General features: G+C 67.8%; 14 protein-coding genes and 1 tRNA gene. 10 read left to right on the forward strand and 5 right to left on the reverse strand.

The window, feature by feature from the left end; all coding sequences use genetic code 11:
- The first annotated feature begins 188 nt into the window (after positions 1-188).
- From NA11_RS45110 to NA11_RS31120, 6 genes are all read left to right on the forward strand, one after another.
- Complete coding sequence (locus tag NA11_RS45110) at positions 189-1,715, forward strand: DUF8017 domain-containing protein (RefSeq protein ID WP_141717936.1); 1,527 nt, start codon at positions 189-191, stop codon at positions 1,713-1,715.
- Positions 1,716-1,807: 92 nt separating this feature from the next.
- Positions 1,808-1,881 (forward strand) — tRNA-Pro (locus NA11_RS31100).
- A 155-nt stretch (positions 1,882-2,036) separates the two neighbouring features.
- A complete protein-coding gene (locus NA11_RS31105; protein WP_069165605.1) occupies positions 2,037-2,738 on the forward strand; it encodes an SDR family NAD(P)-dependent oxidoreductase in 702 nt (233 codons plus the stop codon).
- A gap of 190 nt (positions 2,739-2,928) precedes the next feature.
- Complete coding sequence (locus tag NA11_RS31110) at positions 2,929-3,429, forward strand: GNAT family N-acetyltransferase (RefSeq protein WP_167837767.1); 501 nt, start codon at positions 2,929-2,931, stop codon at positions 3,427-3,429.
- Between the two features lie 158 nt (positions 3,430-3,587).
- Complete coding sequence (locus NA11_RS31115) at positions 3,588-5,021, forward strand: RNA-guided endonuclease TnpB family protein (protein WP_141717937.1); 1,434 nt, start codon at positions 3,588-3,590, stop codon at positions 5,019-5,021.
- Between the two features lie 94 nt (positions 5,022-5,115).
- A complete protein-coding gene (locus NA11_RS31120) occupies positions 5,116-5,982 on the forward strand; it encodes a hypothetical protein (RefSeq protein ID WP_069165608.1) in 867 nt (288 codons plus the stop codon).
- A gap of 23 nt (positions 5,983-6,005) precedes the next feature.
- Here NA11_RS31120 and NA11_RS31125 read toward each other — a convergent pair whose 3' ends face one another.
- Genes NA11_RS31125 through NA11_RS31140 form a run of 4 tightly spaced genes read right to left on the reverse strand, consistent with a single transcriptional unit; the run spans position 6,006 to position 10,835 of the window.
- Positions 6,006-6,989, reverse strand: coding sequence for an SCO2521 family protein (locus tag NA11_RS31125; RefSeq protein WP_069165609.1), 984 nt, complete (start codon positions 6,987-6,989; stop codon positions 6,006-6,008).
- A 3-nt stretch (positions 6,990-6,992) separates the two neighbouring features.
- A complete protein-coding gene (locus NA11_RS31130; RefSeq protein ID WP_084655217.1) occupies positions 6,993-8,018 on the reverse strand; it encodes an SCO2522 family protein in 1,026 nt (341 codons plus the stop codon).
- A 5-nt stretch (positions 8,019-8,023) separates the two neighbouring features.
- On the reverse strand, positions 8,024-8,947 hold the full coding sequence (locus tag NA11_RS31135) for an SCO2523 family variant P-loop protein (RefSeq protein WP_069165610.1): 924 nt from the start codon (positions 8,945-8,947) through the stop codon (positions 8,024-8,026).
- 4 nt (positions 8,948-8,951) lie between these two features.
- The gene (locus NA11_RS31140; protein ID WP_069165611.1) at positions 8,952-10,835 is read right to left on the reverse strand and encodes an SCO2524 family protein; all 1,884 of its coding nucleotides are present in this window, start codon (positions 10,833-10,835) and stop codon (positions 8,952-8,954) included.
- Between the two features lie 251 nt (positions 10,836-11,086).
- Here NA11_RS31140 and NA11_RS31145 point away from each other — a divergent pair, with 251 nt between their 5' ends.
- From NA11_RS31145 to atzF, 3 genes are all read left to right on the forward strand, one after another.
- Positions 11,087-11,788, forward strand: coding sequence for a GntR family transcriptional regulator (locus NA11_RS31145; RefSeq protein WP_069165612.1), 702 nt, complete (start codon positions 11,087-11,089; stop codon positions 11,786-11,788).
- 84 nt (positions 11,789-11,872) lie between these two features.
- A complete protein-coding gene (gene uca / locus NA11_RS31150; RefSeq protein WP_069165637.1) occupies positions 11,873-15,472 on the forward strand; it encodes an urea carboxylase in 3,600 nt (1,199 codons plus the stop codon).
- The gene (gene atzF / locus NA11_RS31155; protein WP_069165613.1) at positions 15,473-17,227 is read left to right on the forward strand and encodes an allophanate hydrolase; all 1,755 of its coding nucleotides are present in this window, start codon (positions 15,473-15,475) and stop codon (positions 17,225-17,227) included.
- Here the strand turns inward: atzF and NA11_RS47090 are convergent.
- Positions 17,221-17,796 carry a TetR/AcrR family transcriptional regulator gene (locus tag NA11_RS47090; protein WP_069165614.1) on the reverse strand — a complete coding sequence of 192 codons (576 nt, stop codon included), beginning with the start codon at positions 17,794-17,796 and terminating at the stop codon, positions 17,221-17,223. The genes atzF and NA11_RS47090 overlap by 7 nt on opposite strands.
- 102 nt (positions 17,797-17,898) lie before the next feature.
- Between NA11_RS47090 and NA11_RS31165 the strand changes: the two genes are divergently transcribed.
- Positions 17,899-19,137 carry an FAD-dependent monooxygenase gene (locus NA11_RS31165; RefSeq protein ID WP_069165615.1) on the forward strand — a complete coding sequence of 413 codons (1,239 nt, stop codon included), beginning with the start codon at positions 17,899-17,901 and terminating at the stop codon, positions 19,135-19,137.
- Positions 19,138-19,174 lie beyond the last annotated feature (37 nt).

Here is a 19,174-nt window from a genome sequence, read left to right on the forward strand (position 1 = left end):
GATTCGACGACCGGCGCAACGACCCGACCGTTCTGGGTCAGCCCCGTGCGACGCACCCATACCAGCAAGAGTCATCCGGCGCAGAGTCGTCCGATCCCGACGGGTCGGCCACGCAGAGCGCTGAGTCCGCATCCCAGCGACCGTGGAAGCGGGACTCGGGATTTCACCAGCAGGTCGCGTGGCCTGGCGTGGGCGAGTCGACGCCGCAGCAGTGGGGTGCGAGCGCGGGTGCCGCGACTCCGGACCCGACGCTGCAGTGGCAGCCGAGTGGGGGTTCCGCGATCCCGGACCCGACCTTGCAGTGGCAGCCGAGCGCTCAGGCGCCAGGGGCTGCCGGTGGGCAAGCACCAGGAACCGTTGGCGGACAAGCACCGGGGACCGCTGGCGGGCTCGGTGGCCAACCGTCAGGGCCGGTCGGTGGACAAACACCCGGAACCGTTGGCGGACAAGCTCCGAGGGCTGTCGGCGGGCACGCGCAGACGCCAGGGGTCCCGCCTGGGCAAGCTCCGCCGGGCGGGCAAGCGCCAGCCCCCAACTATCAATGGCAGCCCGCTCCGACCGCACAGTGGCAGCAGCCCGGCGGGCAGGCACCGCAGTGGCAGGCACCCGCACAGGCGGATCCGACGCTGCTGGCACAGCCGCGTCCCACCGTCGGTGACCCGGCGGCCCTGTGGCAGCCGAGCCTCGGGACGCCGGAGCCGAACCAACCGGGCAATGCCGCACCGACGCTGCTCGGATATCCCAACGCCACTCGACTAGGCCAGCCCGATCCGGCTGCGCAATGGCAGCAGGCACCCGGGCAGCACTACGGCGAGGTTCCGCCGCTCGAGCAGACACCCACTTACGCCGCACCGCAATACGGGCAGCCGTATGGCCAGGCACCCGGGTATGCACAGCAGGGCGCCTACGGTGTGCCACCCCAGCAGCTGCCGCAGGGCGGCACACCACCCTCGGGTGGGCGCGGCAAGGCGCTGCTGCTGATCGGACTGGTCGTGCTGCTGGTGGCGGGCGGCGCGGTGACCGCGGTACTGCTGACCAACCGTGGCTCGGACAACTCTGACTCGCAACGGAATTCGCCGTCCATGGTGAGCGCGCTGACCCCGAGCGCGAGCGCGGCGCCGACACCGTCGAAGACCACCTCGGCCGCGCCGCCCACGAATGCGAACGGCCGCAACGAAACTCCGACCATCCCCGGCTACCAGGTGGTGGTCGCGCCTGACCGCGGCGCGGCCTACGACGTGCCTGCGAGCTGGACGGTGGCGCCCGAGACCGTCATCGGCGGATTCGGTGAGCCACCGAACGCGGTGGCGGGCAAGGGGTATGCCAGCGAGGGCAAGGGCTACTGCCCCGGCTCGACCCGCACCTCTTCGTTCCTCACCGGCTCGAAGGACAGCAATACCGGCGCGGCGGCAACCGATCTCGGCACCAAGACGGCCCAGCTGGCCTACCTCGCCTCCACCGACGGCCACCCGTCCGCCCCTGTCCCGCTCAACTCCTTGGACGGTTCGCAGCACGGCATGTTCGTGGAGACCAAGGGCACCGTCCCCCAGGCCAAGCCCGGCTGCGCCACCACGTACTCGGTCTACACCGTCGCCTACCCCACCGACAACGGCAGCTTCGTCATGGTGATCACCGCCGACACCGGTGTCCCCAACGCCGTCGACGCCGAGACCGCCAAGCGCATCTTCACAAGCATCCGCCCCCACGACAACTAGCCTGCCCAGCGGTATCGCGTCGCGATACCCCTCTGAACAGCCGGTTTAACGTCTACACCCACCCTGTTGTAAGCTACTCCAGGTTCGATTCACGGGGTGTGGCGCAGCTTGGTAGCGCGCTTCGTTCGGGACGAAGAGGTCGCAGGTTCAAATCCTGTCACCCCGACTCGTGGTTGAGACGAACAGAAAGGCCCCTGGTCCACACCAGGGGCCTTTCTTGTATCGGCGGGTGGGCAACGGGATGCATACTGGCTCTGCCGGTCGCTGAGCGGCGAATGTGGGTCCGCGGTAGTCGATTTCCGCACAACGGGAAGGCATGGCATGCACTCGACCGGTCCGCTTGCGGGGAAGACGGCGTTGGTCACCGATGCGCACACCGGGATCGGGAAGGCCATTGCGGTCGCGCTTGCGGCGCAGGGGGCGCAGGTGGTTGTCCAGCATCCGCATGCACCGGAGTGGGCGGCCGACGTGGTCGAGGCGATCACCGGGGCGGGTGGGCAAGCGGTGGCGCTGGCGGCCGACCTCGGGGACCGCGGCGAGTACGAGGAGTTGGTGCAGGCGGTGCTCGAGGAGTACGGGCACTGGGACGTGTTGGTGCACACCCCTGCCGCGGCGATCAGCACGGCATTGGGCGAGATCACCGACGAGGAGTTCGAGCTCGGCGTGACGACACCGGTCAAGGCGGTCTTTCACGGTGCGCAGCTGGCGGCGACGCAGCTGGCGGACGGCGGACGCGTGATCACCGTCGCGGGCGTGGATGCCGCGGGCAGTGCTGTGCACGATGCGGCAACGGGTGCCATCGCGGAATTCACGCTCGGGTTGGCGCCGGAGTTCGGCTCGAGACGGATCACCGTCAACGCGGTCAGTGTCGGCGCCAACGATCCGAATGAGCAGGCGGCGGACAGCGCGCTCGGGCGGCTCAACGACGCGAAAGAGATCACCGAAGTGGTGGGGATCTTGGCGAGCGCCGACGCCGATACGGTGACGGCGCAACATATTCGGGTACCGAGCGCGGCCAGCTGAGCCCTGACGCAGCCAACGGCCGATGGCAAATGATCGGCAACCGAGCTGGGCGGACGCTGCCGGAGTTGACTCGTGCAGGCAGGTGCGGCGTACGGCCGCCACAACCCCGCGAAGCGGCTTAAACTACCCCGATCCGGACAGTGCGTGGCGACGTGCCTCAACGGCGCGAGCAAACGCCTACTCTGTGGTCATGACCCGTGTCACCGCACAAGGGAGCACATTGGACATCGCGACGACGTCACCGACACCTGTGTACCGGACCGCAGCGCTGTCCGATCTCGCTGACGTCGCCGCCATCGAAACCGAACGCTTCGGCGCTCAGTCCTATCCCTACTTCGCGCTGCGCCAACTCTTCGATCTGCATGGCGCCAACTGGTTGATCGCCGAGGTCGACGGCGTCGTGCTCGGTCACGTGCTCGTCGCGCTCACCCCGGATCGGCGCGCGTGGCTGCTCAGCCTGGCGGTCACCACGAACCGGTGCGGCCGCGGCTACGGCTCGACCCTGTTGGAACAAGCGATCGACCTGTGCAAGCGGCACGAGATGCACAGTGTGCTCATCACTGTGCGCCCGACCAACCAGTCCGCCTACAACCTGTACAAGCGGCTCGGCTTCCAGTGGACCGCCCACGAGGAGCACTACTTCGGTAAGGGCGAACCGCGCGACGTGCTCGAGTACAAGCTCGGCCACTGAGGCGTTGTCCACTGTCCAAGACTGCGGCGGCGCGAATCTACGCCCGCACCGAAGCTCAACGTCGTCTGACAGCGTGTCTGGAAATTTCAGTTGTCGTAGCTGGTATCGGTTGCTGAGGTGGTCGTTATTGTCGGTGGCCTGTGCCACACTCCGCGGTGATGAGCCGTCACACCACCTTCCGGTACTGCCTCGACCCCACCGTCGAGCAGCAGCAGGTGCTTGCCCGGCACGCCGGGGCCGCGCGGTTCGCGTTCAACAAGTGCCTGAACTTGGTGAAAACCGCGTTAGATCAACGCAAAACCGATCCTGAACTGCCGGTACCGTGGACCGGGTTCAGCCTCATCAACGCCTTCAACGCGTGGAAGAAATCCGAGGCGGCGGGCCGGGCGATCGCCGTCGATCGAGGCGGGGTCGCCGAGATCGAGGTGACTGGTCTGGTGTGGCGTAATGAAGTGTGCCAGCAGGTGTTCGAGGAAGCCGCTGTCGACTGCGGCCGCGCATTGACTGCCTTCTTCAACTCCCGCTCCGGCAAACGCCGAGGCAAGAAGGTCGGGTTTCCTCGTTTCAAGAAGAAGAACATCGCCACTGTATCGTTTCGGTTGCGTAGCAAGACCGCTAAGTCCGGGCGCGCAGCGATCCGTGTCGGCAGTAATGGGATTGCCCGATCGGTGACTCTGCCCGGTCTGGGCACCATCCGGGTACGGGAAGACACCCGCCGCCTGCGGCGCCTGCTCGTGAGCGGGCGCGCGAAAATCCTCTACACCACCCTCATCTATCGGGCAGGTCGCTGGCAGATCAGCGTGACCACGCAGGCTGCCGACCTGCACCCCGCACACCACCATGCACCCCGTGTGAGTGATGAGGGTGGCTGGGTGGGGATCGACCGCGGGCTCTCGGCGTTTCTGGTCGCCGCCACCGCCGAAGGCACCGAAGTCGCCCGGGTCGACAACCCGCCCAAGCCCCTAGCTGTCGGGTTGCGCAAGCAACGGCGACTGGCGAAATCGTTGTCGCGCAAGCAGAAAGGATCCACCAACCGCAGGGATGCCGCCGCAGCGCTGGGCCGCCATCATCACCGTGTCGCCAATATTCGCCGTCACTTCCTCCATCAGGTCACCAATCAGCTGGTCAAAACCCACGACCGGCTGGTCATCGAGGACCTGAATGTGGCAGGCATGCTCGGCAACCGCTCTCTGGCACGCGCGATCAGCGATGCCGGATGGACTGAGTTCGCGCGCCTGTTGCGTTACAAACAACAGTGGCGCAGCGGCACGATCGTCACTGCTGGCCGCTGGTACGCGTCGAGCAGACGCTGTTCGGCATGTACGGCAGTGAACACCGGGCTGACTCTCGCAGATCGAATATTCGCCTGCGGGTGCGGGTTTCGCGCCGACCGCGACCACAACGCAGCGGTCAACCTCGCCGCATGGCCGATCATCCAGCCTGAAGATCCTCCTCGATCCCCGGACCCCCAAGCAGGAGGCCGGGTTACCAATGCTCGCCGACGGGAAGGCGCTGACCGATACCCTGGCGGTGTCGGTGAAACCGGCCCGAACGACGCGAGAACCGACGTCCACGCCGCCCACACGGCGTGAACCGACGACGCCCGAGAAGGGCGGTGCCTGACCACCACCAAGGTGTTTGGGGCACGCTGACCCAGGCGCGTTGCCCGAAACGCGGGGGGAGCTGATGACCGACCACGAAACACCCGAACCCCGTTCGGAGTTCGTCGAGTCGACCGCCACCCGCATCGTCCGGCGCGCGGCCAAATACGCCGATGCGGAGTACCGCGTCGTGCATCGCCGCAATGGCGCGCCGGGCGAGCAGGCGCTGTTGGATTCGCTCAACGCCGATGTCGAAGCGGTGCTCGGCCGATACGACCCGCCGAGCACCCGGCGCCGCGGCGACAGCCTGGTGTTCAGCCATCTTTACGCCGAGGCCAAGGACGCCGCCCCACCGAGTCCCGCCCTCGACGAGGACGGGCGCGCGGTGGTCGACGTCATCGCCGCTCTGCTCGCTGCCGAGGTCGAATCCCGCGGGCCGCTGCGCCTGAGCCGCACCCAGAACACCCTGCTGGCAGGGGTATACGAGCAGCTCGGCGCGCAACTGCGCGAGCTGGGACTGCCCGCGCACGCGGTGCTCGCCTACCGTCGGGCGGCGTCACTGCACCGGTTGAACGAAGACATGGATGCCGTTGACCGCTGCGGGCTGTGGCAGGCACGAGCCCGCTGCCAGGCCACCCCGCCCGGCTGGCGGCGCATCGGCCCGCAACTCTCGGACCTGTTGTGCGGCTACGGATACAAGCCGTTCCGGCTGCTCGGCTGGATCGCCGTACAACTGGCGCTGTTCAGCGTTGCGCTGCTGCTGTTCGAGCACGGCTCGGTCAGCGACACGCTGTACATGAGCATGACCAGCTATCTGAATCCGATGGGGCTCGGCGACACCGCGGACCTGGCCGAGGGCGGGCGGGCCCTGCTCGCCACCGAATCGTGGGTCGGCACGGTGTCGCTCTCGGTGTTCTTCGCGTTGCTTGTCCGCCGCTGGTTCCGTCTATAGCGCTGCTGGACAAGGGTTTTCGGTCACCATTCGGTGGTGCTGACCCGCACGCCTCGAGCAAGGTGGTCCCACTGCGCCACCCGGAGCCGGTCGCGCACCTGGCCCATCAGCGCGGTCCACTGCCGGGAGAAGCCGGGATCGGACTGCAGGTCCTTCCACAGCCCGCGCAGGTCGGCCGGGGTGTGCGCGCCTGGCATCCACAGGTGGCCCAGGTGCTCGAGCACCGCAGCGAGGATCTCCAGCTGCTCCCGGCTGGACGCGGGGAACCGGTCCGCCTCCTCGATGGCCGCGTCGCCGACCGTCAGCAGCCAGTCGTGCACCGCGAGATCCTCGCAAAAACGTTGCGCGGCTTCGAGATCCTTCTCGGTGCGCACGATGATCCACGCGGAGCGCACCGATTCGTCGTCGAGCCGCAGCCGCAGCTTCGGGCCGACCGCGCCGCCGATCTTCGCCGCCCACCGCAGCCGGGTGGTGGCCGCCTGCAGCGGCGCCTGCTGATCTAGCTTCGGGTCGGCGCGCAGGCGGGCGAGCAGGCGCTCGCTGATCGAGGCCAGGTCGAGGGTGTCCGACGAGGGCTTGCCGTCGAGATAGCCGTCGGCGAGCGCGTCGCAGGCCTCGACCCGGTCGCCGATCTTGCTGATCACCTCGGTCACCCCGACCCGGCTGAGATAGTGCGACCAGGTCTGGCGCCGTCGCTCGGCCGCTCGAATCACCTGGGTGCGTACCGAACTCTGCAGCACCCGGCCGCCGGTCACGACGGCTCGGCCCGCCACCGTGCCGACCACCCTGGCAGGCGCGGCGTCGGGCAGCACCAGTTCGCAGTCGACCCCGACCGGCGAAGCGGGCGAAACGGCAAGCGTCCCAGGGCGTTGCCGCCATAACACGCGCCGACCGGGGACCAATGCCAGCAGTTCACTCGCTTCGGCTCGGTGCAGGGTGGCGGACGCGGGTACCAAGCAGGTACGCACCTCGCCCAGGGCGATCAGCGGAGTGGTGGACGGCCCCATCACTCAGGATCCGTCGAGCAATAGGTGATTCAGCCGCTCGGTGACCTTGCGCGACACCGTCACCGGTACCTCGTCGTAGGCGCCGAGAGTGATGATCTGATCGACCACATCGCCGTCGAGATCGATGTGATCAAGGATCACCCGGACCGAATGCTCAATGCCGAGATACCGTTTCGGCAGCATCGACAGCGTCTTGTAGGCGGCGAACGGGGTGGCGCGCGGATTCAGTTGCACCACAGCGGGTACCTCGCGCCACCGGGTCGGCCAGCCGTCTCCGGCCTGCCAAGGCTGCGGAACCACCACGGACGCACCGTTGTAGCGCAGCATGCCGAGCCGGAGCAGATGCCAGACCGAGGCGAGGAATGCACACGACCACTTGGTGTAGGTCTCGCTGTGCCCGTTGACGATCTCGGTGCGCTTACTCCACAACTGCACGTCGAGGAAGATCGAATGCTCGCGCCTGCCGAACTCCTCCGGCGGCCGATACGGCTGCACCCGCATCGCCTGTGCCGGTTCGTCCAGCGAGGACCGCCGCCCGTTGCACAGCCACCCGGATTCCGCCGTCGGCGGCCTGCGGCCGGTCGACGACGAAATCTCCGGCTCCGCAACGATTCTGGCGGCCACCATCTCGGCGAGCCGGATCGGCTCGTCCAACGGCACGCCGTCGACGAACGGATCGGTCTCCCAGCAGCCCGACTCGCGCGCCAAATAGTCGATGCGCAAACCAGTTTCGTCCGCCGCGGTGAGCAACTTGCCGAGGATCTCGCGCGGGTCGGTGTCCGGCTGGAAGTAGTCGTCGATCAGGTAGCACGTACTCACCCGCGCCCGCGGACCGAATTGCACACGGGCAGAAGCGATGAACGCCTCGACCAGCGGCACGATCCGGCGAAACTCCCGGACCACCTGATCCATGTCGTTGGCGATCTCGTTCATGTAGAAATGGCCGACCTCGATCGACAGGTGCGACAGCGGCACCTGATCGATCCGTACCCGCTCGGTCTCCTCGCTATACCCGACGACGTCCCTCACAGCGGTCAAAACCTCTCCCAGGTCGCGGCGTCCAGCAGGCGCCTGGCCAGCTCGGTATACGCCGCAGTGGTGGCCGGATTGGCAATCTTCGCGTCCACGTCCATATCCATGATCACCTGCTCACGCCATTGCAGAACCGGCTCCATCGGCGTCTCGCCGAGCAGGCTGCTCGCCCCGAGCTGGTTCGCCGAGGCCAGCCGCTTGAGCGCGGCGTTCTGTTCCATCAGCCAGGCAGCCTGTGCCGGCCTGCCGACGCCGCCGGGCGCGGCCGGGGTCGGGTTCGGCACCGCGGTGCGGACATAGCGGACCGATTCCAGCAACTCCAGCGGATCGTGCCCGCACTCCTTGCCCGCCTGCGTGAGCCCGTGCGGTCCGTGCACCAGCCCACTTGCCGCCAGAATGTGCTGCCGGGTCCAGCGGTGGAAGATCAACCAGCGTGCGGTGAACGAGCGCAGCTGCGGCATCGCGGTGGCCTTCAACACCAGCTCCAACGCCACCGAGCGGCCCGCGCTCAGATCGACGAGCACCACCTTGAATTCCTGCTCCAGCGCGAGCAGCAGTTCGGCGCACCGGGTGACGACCGCGTTTTCGGCCGTCAAGAATTCGGCGCCACCCTCGTCGCCCGGGTACAACACGAGCTTGCCCGCCCGCGGACCCAACCGGCGTAGCGCGGGCCGGTCCGACGCCGTCCGCACGTCGATCCTGGTGGCGACGCCGGTCTCGCCGAGCAGATACGAATGCAGGCCGTCCTGGTGCGCCGTGCCGCGTTCCACGGCGCTGATCTCGAACAGCGCGCCTGCCGTCGGCGATCCGAAGTCGAAGTCGACGTAGGCGACATTGCGGCCACTCACGCATAGTCGGTACGCGAGATTGCAGCTGGTCACCGAGCGTCCGGTGCCACCCTTGTCCGAGGTCGAGAACACCAACATCGGCTCACGACCTCATCGCGTCGCGTCGCGCATAAGCTAGCTCGTACAACTGCAGCAGCGCCTGTTCGGCCAGGCTGAACGCGGTGGCTGGTTGCTCGTTCAGCAGCCTGCGCGCCTCGTCGAGCTGCTGTTCGATCCGCGAAAGCATGGCCTGTGAGACATCGGGGTCGCCGACCTCCAGCATTTCCTGATTGAGCAGATGTTCTGCCTCACTGCGCATTTCGATGGCTCGGCTGATCATCGACGGCATCGCCAGCGGTGGCTCACGGAAGTTTCGATCGGCCGAGACCAGGCATTCGACGATGCGTTCGGTGAGATACCAGGAGGCCTGCACCGCGCCGTCGCGCGGGCCGACGTCCTCGGTCGCCAGCATGCCTGGCCACTGCGTGCTCGCCACCTGCTCCGCGTCGTCCCACAGCCCGGTCGCCGCGCCGAAGCCGATCTGACGTCTGCTGAGGTGGTCCATGGTGAGCTCGGCCATCGACATCAAGCGGTCCCGCATGGCGACGTCGCCGGAGAGCTGCCAGGCCTGCAGCGACCGCTTCAGCAGCATCGTCGCGAAGTCGGGCACCACCCAGACCAGCGGTGGACCGCCACCGATGTCCGCGCTGCCCGGCATCGGCACCCGGACGCCCGGATAGTGCAGCACCGCGGCGGGGTCACCCGAGGTGAGCCTGCTGATGATCCGCCCACGCCTGGCCAGCTGATCGAAAACCGCTACCACCTGCGGTAATTCGTCGGTAGCCTGCCGATTCACGAAGTCCTGCAACACCATTGCCGAGACCGCGAGCGTGTAATAGTCGGACTCTTCACCATCCGAGGTGCGCCACGGCAGATCCTCCAGCGGCCAGCGGCCTGGCCCGTACCGCGCGACGGTGGACCAGTACCGCTGGGTCAGGTCCCAGCGCAGTTCGAGCGCGTCCGCGAGTTGGCGCTGCTCGTCGTTGAGCAGGTCCATTTCTCTGGTGCGGCGGGAGGTGAGGTCGTTGATGCCGTCCAGCGCGACGATGGTGAAGTACAGGTCGGGTCTGGAGGCCGCGTAGCCGGGCTGGTCACCGATCTTGGACCGGACGAAGTCGATCGGCGAGGCCTTCTGGTCGATGCCCCAGCTCCAGCCGCATTCGAACAGCAACAGCTCGTCCGCGAGGTCGATATCGGGAGTCTGGCCGAGCTTCACGTCGTTGGCCATCTGCACCCGGACCCGGTCCAGCCTGCGGGCGATGCCGTCGATCACCGTCTCGTCGGCGGCGCCGACCTGATTGAGCATGCCGAGAATGGCCTGGCCTTGCGCCGACTTCGGGTTCGGCGTATGCACCACGAAGCTGCGCACGAGGCCGGTCATCGCGGCGGTCAGCCGCACGCTGACCTGCGGCGTCAGCACCCGGATCCGGGCGGAGAGGTCCTTGGCCTCGCGCCGCACCTCCTTGTCCATGAATCGCTTGAAGATCCGCAGGAATCTCAGCGCCGCGATGCACAGGGTGAGCGACATGGAGTACGCGTCGACGACTTCCAGCTCGTACTGTTCGGCGCTCGGTTCCCGGCCGTCGGCGGAGCGCAGATAGCTGCCCGCCGCGAAGATCGGTTCCCCCTCGGTGCTGGTGTGGCGGGAGAAGTAATCCTCGAGCACACCGACGAGGGCGCCGCCGATCCGCGTCGCCTCACCGAGCGGAGCAAGCACCGCGCGAATATCGTCGGCCATATCATCGGGCTGGTCTAGTGCAAATGCACCAATCTCGGTGGCCGGATAGAGCAGGCACAGCAACTGTTCGGTGTCGCTGATCGAATTGGTGCCGTCGCGACCGCCCCAGTGCCAGGTCCCCTTGTCATAGCAAGCGGCGAGCACCGAGCGCCAGAGTTCTAGAAGCTGTTGTCGCGGTTGGATCCTCATCAGCCCCCCGTTCCTACTACGAACACCGATAAATACGAGTGTGCGCCCGTTCCAGCCGTTTACCAAGGGGGGTTGGCCGACAACATGATCGATGTGGCTCGCACGTACCTACCGGTCTTGACCTCGCAGAACGTGGTGAGCGGGGGAAGCTGGCCGATGACGGGCGCGATGCCTGCACGGTGAGCAGACCCTTACGCCTTGCTAACATCTCGTCACATCGCTGAAACGCAAGCTCCATAGCGTATACAGGCATGTCGACACGGGCGACCACCCTGGAAGAAGCCGCGGGAAAGCCGCTCCGCGACGTCGTGTACGCGGCACTGCGCAGCGAATTGATGAACGGCGATATCAAGTTCGGCGAGCGCCTCACCGAGCCGAAACTGTCGACGCGATTCGGCATATCGCGCACGCCGATTCGGGAGGCACTGACGGTGCTCTGCTCCGACGGTCTGCTGCAGCGCGAGGACTACGGGTTCAGCCCGGTGCGCCCGAGCATTCCACTGATCCGCGATCTGTACGAACTGCGAATCACGGTGGAGCTCGGCGGAATACAGCGGGCAATGACCAATCCAGCGGTAACCCACGACCGCGCGCTGCTCGAGCGCGAGCGCACCGCGTGGCTGGCACTGCGCGACGACCCGCCGGTCCAGGAGCCGGGATTCGTGGTTCGCGACGAGGAATTCCACGTCACGCTGCTCACCGCGGCGGGCAACGCCGAAATGGTGCGGGCGCTGCAGGCGGTGAATTCCCGGATCCGGCACGTCCGAATGTACGACTTCATGGTCAACAATCGCATCGAAACCACCATCGCCGAACATCTCGGCATTCTGGAAGCCGTACTGGCCGAAGATCTTTCACTCGCCTATCGGCTGCTACACACCCATATCGGCGAATCGCTGGATGTGGTGCTCGAACGGGTCACCCGCGCCATCGCGGCGATGGCCGCCGAATAACACTCAACTGAATAGGGGCAAGCAGTGAGACTGGAATTCGATACTGTGCTCGTCGCCAATCGTGGCGAGATCGCGTGCCGAATCATGCGGTCGGCGCAGGCATTGGGCTTGAAAACGGTCGCCGTCTATTCGGACGCCGACACCGGAGCGGCGCACGTCGAAACCGCCGATGTCGCAGTGCGTCTCGGGCCGGGGCCGGCGGCAGAGTCCTATCTGCGCGCCGATCTGGTGATCGAGGCGGCGTTGGCCACCGGCGCTGGCGCCATCCATCCCGGGTACGGATTCCTCTCGGAGAACGCCGAATTCGCCACCGCGGTCGGTGCGGCGGGCGTGCGGTTCGCCGGCCCGACACCGGAACAGCTGCGCATCTTCGGCGACAAGCACACCGCGCGGGAAGCGGCACGGGCGGTCGGCGTTCCGCTCATTCCCGGCAGCGGCCTGCTCGAGTCGGCCGAGCATGCGGTGGCCGAGGCCGAGCGGATCGGTTATCCAGTGATGCTCAAGGCGGTCGGCGGCGGCGGTGGCATCGGCATGCAGGCCTGCCACGGTGCCGACCAGCTGCGGGCGGCCTACCAGCGTGTCCAGCGGCTCGCCGCCACCAATTTCGCGTCGAGCGGGGTCTTCCTGGAGCGCTTCGTCGCGCGGGCCAGGCATGTGGAAGTGCAATTGTTCGGCGACGGCAACGGCCGCGTGGTCAGCCTCGGCACCAGGGACTGTTCGCTGCAACGGCGCAACCAGAAGGTCGTCGAGGAAGCGCCTGCACCCGGCCTCGGCACCGCGCTGACCGATCAATTGCTTTCGGCCTCTCGGGAACTCGCGCGGTCGGTGGATTACCGGTCGGCCGGAACGGTGGAATTCGTCTACGACACCGAGCACCGCACCGCGTCGTTCCTGGAGATGAATACCCGTCTGCAGGTGGAACATCCGGTGACCGAGGCGGTCACGGGTGTCGATCTGGTCGCGTGGATGCTGCGGCTGGCAGGCGGCGACACGTCGATGGTCGACGAACAGCCGGAGAGCGGACCGCCGATCACCGGCTGGGCGGTGGAAGCGAGGGTCTACGCCGAGGATCCTGGACACGACTACCGGCCGAGCGCCGGGCTGATCACGGCAGCCACCTTCCCGGTCGAGACGCGGACCGGGGCCGACATCGCCGCGCAGGCGCAGGCCGCCGGTGTCCGCGTGGACACCTGGGTTGGCACCGGCAGCGAGGTCAGCCCGTACTACGACCCGCTGCTCGCCAAGGTGATCGCGGTCGGCGACAGCCGTGCGGACGCCTTCGCCCGGCTCACCACGGCGCTGGCGGCCTCCCGGATCTACGGCGTGCAGACGAACCTGCCGCAGCTGCGCCAAGCAGCGCGGGACACCCGGGTGCTCGGGGCCGACCACAGCACGACCACCCTCGCCGACATCCGTCCGGTCGGCCATCGCCTCGACGTGCTGCGCGCAGGGACGATGACGACCGTCCAGGACTATCCGGGCCGAATCGGCCTGTGGCAGGTCGGCATTCCCCCGTCCGGGCCGATGGACGATCTGTCCTTCACCCTCGCCAACACGGCCGTCGGCAACCCGGTCGGCCTGCCCGCGCTGGAGTGCACGCTGCACGGCCCGCGACTGCGCTTCTCCGAAACCACCGTGGTGTGCGTGACCGGCGCTCCGACACCGATCACAGTCGACGATCTGCCAGTGGACATGTGGCGACCGATCACCGTTGCCGCCGGGGCGGTGCTGGATATCGGCACGCCGGACGACGCGGGCCTGCGCACCTATCTCGCGGTCCGCGGCGGCATCGACGCCCCGCACTATCACGGCAGCGCCGCCACGTTCGGCTTCGGCGGCTTCGGCGGCGCCACCGGCAAGGCCGTGCAGGCGGGCGACGTGCTCGGCATCGCACCGACCGCGCCCGACGCGCTCGGCGTACCCGCCGAGGTGCCGCCGCAGGATCGGCCGGACTTCACCCATGACTGGCAGCTGGCGGTCGGCGAGGGTCCGCAGACCTCCCCCGCCTACTTCACCGACGCCGACATGACCCAGTTCTATACGCACCCTTGGCGCGTCGGCAGCCACGCCAACCGCACCGGCATCCGGCTGGAGGGCCCCGCGCCGACCTGGTCGCGCACCGACGGCGGCGACGCCGGGTTGCATCCGTCGAACCTGCACGACAACCCGTACAGCGTCGGCGCTTTGAACGTCTCCGGTGACACCCCGATCCTGCTCGGCCCGGACGGACCGAGCCTCGGCGGCTTCGCCTGCCCGCTGACCGTGGTCTCGGCGCACCGCTGGAAGCTCGGTCAACTGCGGCCGGGCGACACCCTGCGCTTCGTCCCGGTCACCGACGACGACGCGGTCGCGCTGCGCGCATCGAACACCGCACGCACCACCGCCCTCGTCCCGAATCCGCGTGCGGCACTGCGTGATCGCGGCATCCTCGGTGCGATCGATGGCGTGTCCGATCGACCGCGAGTCGCCTACCTGCGCGGCGGCGACGACAACATCCTGGTCGAATACGGCGAGATGGTGCTCGATCTCGGCCTGCGGATGCGGGTGCATGCGCTCGCCGAGGCGTTGGCCGACACCGGCCTGCCCGGCATTCTCGACGTCACGCCCGGCGTGCGCTCGCTGCACATCCACTTCGATCCCGCTGTGCTGCCGCAGTTCCGGCTGCTCGGCACGCTGCGCGAGCTCGAACTCGCGTTGCCTGCGACCACCGATCTGGTGGTGCCGAGCCGCACCATCCGGCTGCCGCTGTCCTTCGACGATCCGTCCATCGCCGAGGCGATCGACCGCTATCGCAGCGGAGTACGCGACACCGCACCGTGGCTGCCGTCGAACACCGAATTCATCCGCCGCATCAACGGACTCGACAGCGTCGATGACGTGCGCGCGACCGTGTTCGACGCCGAGTACCTCGTGCTCGGCCTCGGCGACGTGTATCTCGGTGCGCCGCTGGCGGTTCCGCTCGACCCGAGGCACCGCCTGGTGACCACCAAGTACAACCCGGCGCGGACCTGGACGCCCTCGGATGCGGTCGGCATCGGCGGCAAGTACCTGTGCGTGTACGGCATGGCCTCACCCGGCGGATACCAGCTGATCGGGCGGACCGTGCCGATCTGGTCGAGCTACCGCCAGTCCGCGCCGTTCGAGCGCGGCACCCCATGGCTGTTCCGCTTCTTCGACCGCATCGTCTGGGAACCGGTGAGCGCCGAACAGCTGCTCGAGCACCGCGCCGCCGCGGCGGCGGGCCGGTTCGATGCGGAGGTCAGCGACGGCACCTTCGCACTGGCCGATCACCTGCGGCTGCTCAGCGACGAGGCCGAGTCGATCGCCGCGTTCGAGGCCAAGCAGGCGACCGCGTTCGAGGCGGAGAAGGCCGCGTGGCGGGCGGCAGGCGAATTCGACCGTCCCGTCGCGGCCGCACCGGTCGCCGCGCAGGCCGACGATCCGCTCGCAGGCATGCCTGCGGGCGCGACGGTGGTCACGGCGCCGATGATCGGCAATGTCTGGCGTGTCGAAGTCGAGGCGGGACAACATATTCCGGCAGGCGCGCCGATCGCGGTGCTGGAGGCGATGAAACTCGAACTGCCAGTGCACAGCCCGGGAAGCGGCACCGTATTGAAGGTCATGGCCACGCCGGGTGCGAAAGTAGCACCGGGTACCCCACTAGCAGTGATCGGAGTCGACTGAATGGGCGCAGGCGAGCCGTCCCTATCCACCCCGCCGGCTGCTGTCTCCGTAGGCGACAGCGCACTACCCACCGAGCGAGTTGCCGCGGCCTATCGGCGGATCGCTGCGGTGGACCGGCCGGAAGTGTGGATCACGCTGCGGCCGGAGCACGAGGTCGCCGCCGAGGCGGCGGCCGTCGAACGCCGGCTTGCCGACGGCGAAGCTCTTGCGCTGGCCGGCGTGCTGGTGGCGGTGAAGGACAACATCGACGTCGCCGGGTTGCCGACGACCGCGGCATGCCCCGAATTCGCCTACACCGCAACGACGACCGCGGCGGCGATCGAACGATTGATCGCGGCGGGCGCACTCGTGCTCGGCAAGACCAACCTCGACCAGTTCGCCACCGGCCTGGTCGGCACCCGTAGCCCGTACGGAGCGGTGCGCAACGCGCATGATCCGGCGTTGATTTCCGGCGGCTCCAGTTCGGGCTCGGCGGTAGCGGTCGCACTCGGTCTGGTCGATATCGGAATCGGCACCGACACAGCGGGTTCCGGCCGGGTGCCCGCGGCCTTGCACGGCATTGTCGGCATCAAGGCCTCGTTGGGGATCATTCCGGTGCACGGTGTCGTACCTGCCTGCGCCGACTACGACGCGGTGACCGTCTTCGCCGCCGACCTCGACCGCGCGGTGGCAGTGGCCGCGGTGATGTCCGGGCCCGAACCACGCGATCCGCGCAGCCGCAGCTGGCCCGCTGATGTCCGGCTGGCGGCGCCCGCCGCCCCGCGCATCGCGATCCCGCGCACGGCCGACCTCGTCGCGCTGAGCGAGCCCTATCGCGACGCGTTCACCAGAACTGTTGCTGCCATGGCGGATTCCGGCGCCAAGCTCGAGGAAGTCGACATCTCCGGCCTACTCGAGGCCGCGTTGCTGCTCTACGACGGCGCGATCGTCGCCGAGCGCTATGCCGCGGTCGGCGCCTTTCTCGCCACCCGGCCCGCGGGCGCCGACCCGACGGTCGCGGCCATCATCGAATCGGCCGGTGCCACTTCGGGTCCCGGCTTCGCCGACGACCTGAACACCCTGGCACTGGCCCGGGCGGCCGCCGTCGCACTGCTCGACGGTTTCGACGCACTGCTGTTGCCGACCACCACCGAACATCCGAGCATCGCTGCGGTACAAGCGGATCCGATCACCATCAATCGCAGGCTCGGCACCTACACCAACTTCTGCAACCTGCTCGACATGGCGGCGATCGCGATTCCCGGCGCACCCACCGCCGCAGGCGCACCGTTCGGGGTCATGCTGGTGACGCCCGCCTTCGCCGACCAGGTCGCCGTCGACCTCGCGGCACGCCTGCTCGGCATCGACACCGCGCCGCTGCTGGTGGGCCGCGGCGTCGAACTCGCCGTGTTCGGCGCACATCTGCGCGGCCAGCCGCTGCACTGGCAACTCGAGCAGATCGGCGCGCGCTTCGCCGGGGAAATCTACACCACCGACGCCTATCGCCTGACCGCACTGGATACAACGCCCGCGAAACCCGGCCTGGTCCGCCACGGCGACGGCCTCGGCGCACCGATCCTCGGCGAGCTGTTCCTGGTCGCCGAGGCGGGGCTCGGCAGCTTTCTCGCCGCCCTCCCGGCGCCGATGGCACTGACCAGCATCGAGCTGTCCGACGGCCGTTCGGTGATCGGCTTCGCCTGCACGTATGACGCCGCGATCACTGCCACCGACATCACGTCGTACGGCGGCTGGAAGGCCTACCTCGCGCGTCAATGACTCGGCGCGAGCGCGGTGAGCGCGATGGCCAGATCGGACCCGGTGGGCAGCTCGCCCGCCGGGTCGCTGAGCCAGTGCAGCGACAGCCCGTTCAACAGGACGAAGTAGAGCTGAGCGACGGCGCGCACCTGCTCCGCTGACAATTCAAGATGCACCTCGCCGAGGACGGCGGCGATGTCACCGACCGCCTGCTCGTTCATTCCTGCCAGATATTCGCGGTCGGTCCGCACGCGGCGCAGCCGAATCATGTTCTCCGCGCTGGCAATCATGCCCTCCCTGTGCCGCGCGAAAATCTCACCTATGGCCGACCAGGTTTCCGCGAACGCCTCGGGCAGCGACCGCCCGGCGCCTGCGCGGCGCATCAGGGCTTCCAGATCGTTTCCGATGCCGTCGCCGATCGCCTGGGTCAGCGCCTCGGTGACGAGCTGATCCTTCGAACCGAAGTGATATCCGATCGCGGCCAGGCTCACCCCGGCCGTGCTCGCGATGTGGCGCGCCGTCGTCTCGGCGAATCCGCGCTGGTAGATGCAGGTGCGTGCGGCGGCGAGCAGGTCTTCTCTGTTTCCCATGCCACCACTGTACGTTCGTCTTACACATTTGTACTAGACAAACGTGCAAGACGTGCTGTAGACATATGTCTAAGACATTCGAGCTAAACAAGGGAACACACCATGAGCACCAACCGCGCCACCTCCCAGCCCCGCGTCCTCATCTCCGGCGGCGGCATCGGCGGCAACGCCGTTGCGCTGCAACTGCTCCGGGCAGGCATCCGCGCCACCGTTGCCGAGCGCACCGCGGCGCCGCGTCCCGGTGGCCAGGCCGTCGACCTGCGCGGCCCGAGTGTCGAGGTCGCGGAGCGGATGGGCCTGATGCCCGGCATCCGCAAGCGCCAGCTCGACGAGCGCGGCATGAAGTTCGTGGACGCGGCGGGCCGTGATGTGGTGCGGATGCCCGCCGAGATGTTCGACGGCAAGGGCCACATCGCCGACATCGAGATCACCCGTGGCGATCTCAACCAGGTGCTGCTCGACGTGCTCGCAGCCGAAGGCGGGGTTGACTACCGCTACGGCGAGTGGATCACCGCCCTCGAGCAGGACGACACCGGCGTCGACGTCACCTTCGCGTCGGGCTCGACCGAGCGTTTCGACATCGTGATCGGCGCGGACGGACTGCATTCGGCGACCAGGCGCCTGGCCTTCGGCCCGGAGGAACAGTTCGCCACCTACCTCGGCGGGTACATGTCCTTCTTCACGGTGCCGACGCCGGAAGACCTTGAGCCGCACTGGTTCACGATGCATTCGGTGGTCGGCGCCACCAATATCGGACTGCGCCCCGATGCCGACCCCACCACCGCCAAGGCGCTGGTCACCATCCGCACCGAGGCCGATCCCGCGCTGCGCCGCGATGTCGCGGCCCAGCAGGCCCTGATCCGGCAGCGCCTGGCCGACGCAGGCTGGGAGGCGGGCCGCATCCTCGATGCGATGAACGAGTCTGCCGACTTCTACTTCGACGAGCTTGCTCGGATCGACATGCCGACCTGGGTGCACGGCCGGGTGGCGCTGCTCGGTGACGCGGGGTACTGCGGCTCGCCGCTCGGTGGCCAAGGTACCTCGATGGCACTGATCGGCGCCTATGTGCTGGCTGGCGAGATCGCCGCGCACGCAGCCGATCCCGAGCGCGCGCTGCCCAGGTACGAGGAGGTGCTCCGGCCCTTCGTCGCCAAGGCGCAGGAGTTGCCGCCGGGCGGCCTGAAGGCCATGACACCCAAGTCCGCCTTCGGCATCCGCGCGGGCCAGACCCTCAGCAAGCTGATGACCGCGAAGGTGATGAAGCCGCTGATGATGAAGATGATGACCAAGACCGAGTCCTACGATCTGCCCGACTACTCAGCGCAGACCACCGCCAACTAGTCCAGCAGCCGACAACGACCGGATCCGCAAGGGTCCG

Origin of the sequence: Nocardia altamirensis NBRC 108246 (genome assembly GCF_001612685.1) — a bacterium.
Lineage (GTDB): Bacteria > Actinomycetota > Actinomycetes > Mycobacteriales > Mycobacteriaceae > Nocardia > Nocardia altamirensis.

Excerpts from the sequence above, each read along its gene's own strand:
- uca (WP_069165637.1), top strand. The coding sequence starts at position 11,873 with ATGCGGTCGGCGCAGGCATTGGGCTTGAAAACGGTCGCCGTCTATTCG.
- atzF (WP_069165613.1), top strand. The coding sequence starts at position 15,473 with ATGGGCGCAGGCGAGCCGTCCCTATCCACCCCGCCGGCTGCTGTCTCC.
- NA11_RS31120 (WP_069165608.1), top strand. The coding sequence starts at position 5,116 with ATGACCGACCACGAAACACCCGAACCCCGTTCGGAGTTCGTCGAGTCG.
- NA11_RS31140 (WP_069165611.1), bottom strand. The coding sequence starts at position 10,835 with ATGAGGATCCAACCGCGACAACAGCTTCTAGAACTCTGGCGCTCGGTG.
- NA11_RS31115 (WP_141717937.1), top strand. The coding sequence starts at position 3,588 with ATGAGCCGTCACACCACCTTCCGGTACTGCCTCGACCCCACCGTCGAG.
- NA11_RS31135 (WP_069165610.1), bottom strand. The coding sequence starts at position 8,947 with ATGTTGGTGTTCTCGACCTCGGACAAGGGTGGCACCGGACGCTCGGTG.
- NA11_RS31110 (WP_167837767.1), top strand. The coding sequence starts at position 2,929 with ATGACCCGTGTCACCGCACAAGGGAGCACATTGGACATCGCGACGACG.
- NA11_RS47090 (WP_069165614.1), bottom strand. The coding sequence starts at position 17,796 with ATGGGAAACAGAGAAGACCTGCTCGCCGCCGCACGCACCTGCATCTAC.
- NA11_RS31105 (WP_069165605.1), top strand. The coding sequence starts at position 2,037 with ATGCACTCGACCGGTCCGCTTGCGGGGAAGACGGCGTTGGTCACCGAT.
- NA11_RS31145 (WP_069165612.1), top strand. The coding sequence starts at position 11,087 with ATGTCGACACGGGCGACCACCCTGGAAGAAGCCGCGGGAAAGCCGCTC.
- NA11_RS31165 (WP_069165615.1), top strand. The coding sequence starts at position 17,899 with ATGAGCACCAACCGCGCCACCTCCCAGCCCCGCGTCCTCATCTCCGGC.
- NA11_RS31125 (WP_069165609.1), bottom strand. The coding sequence starts at position 6,989 with ATGGGGCCGTCCACCACTCCGCTGATCGCCCTGGGCGAGGTGCGTACC.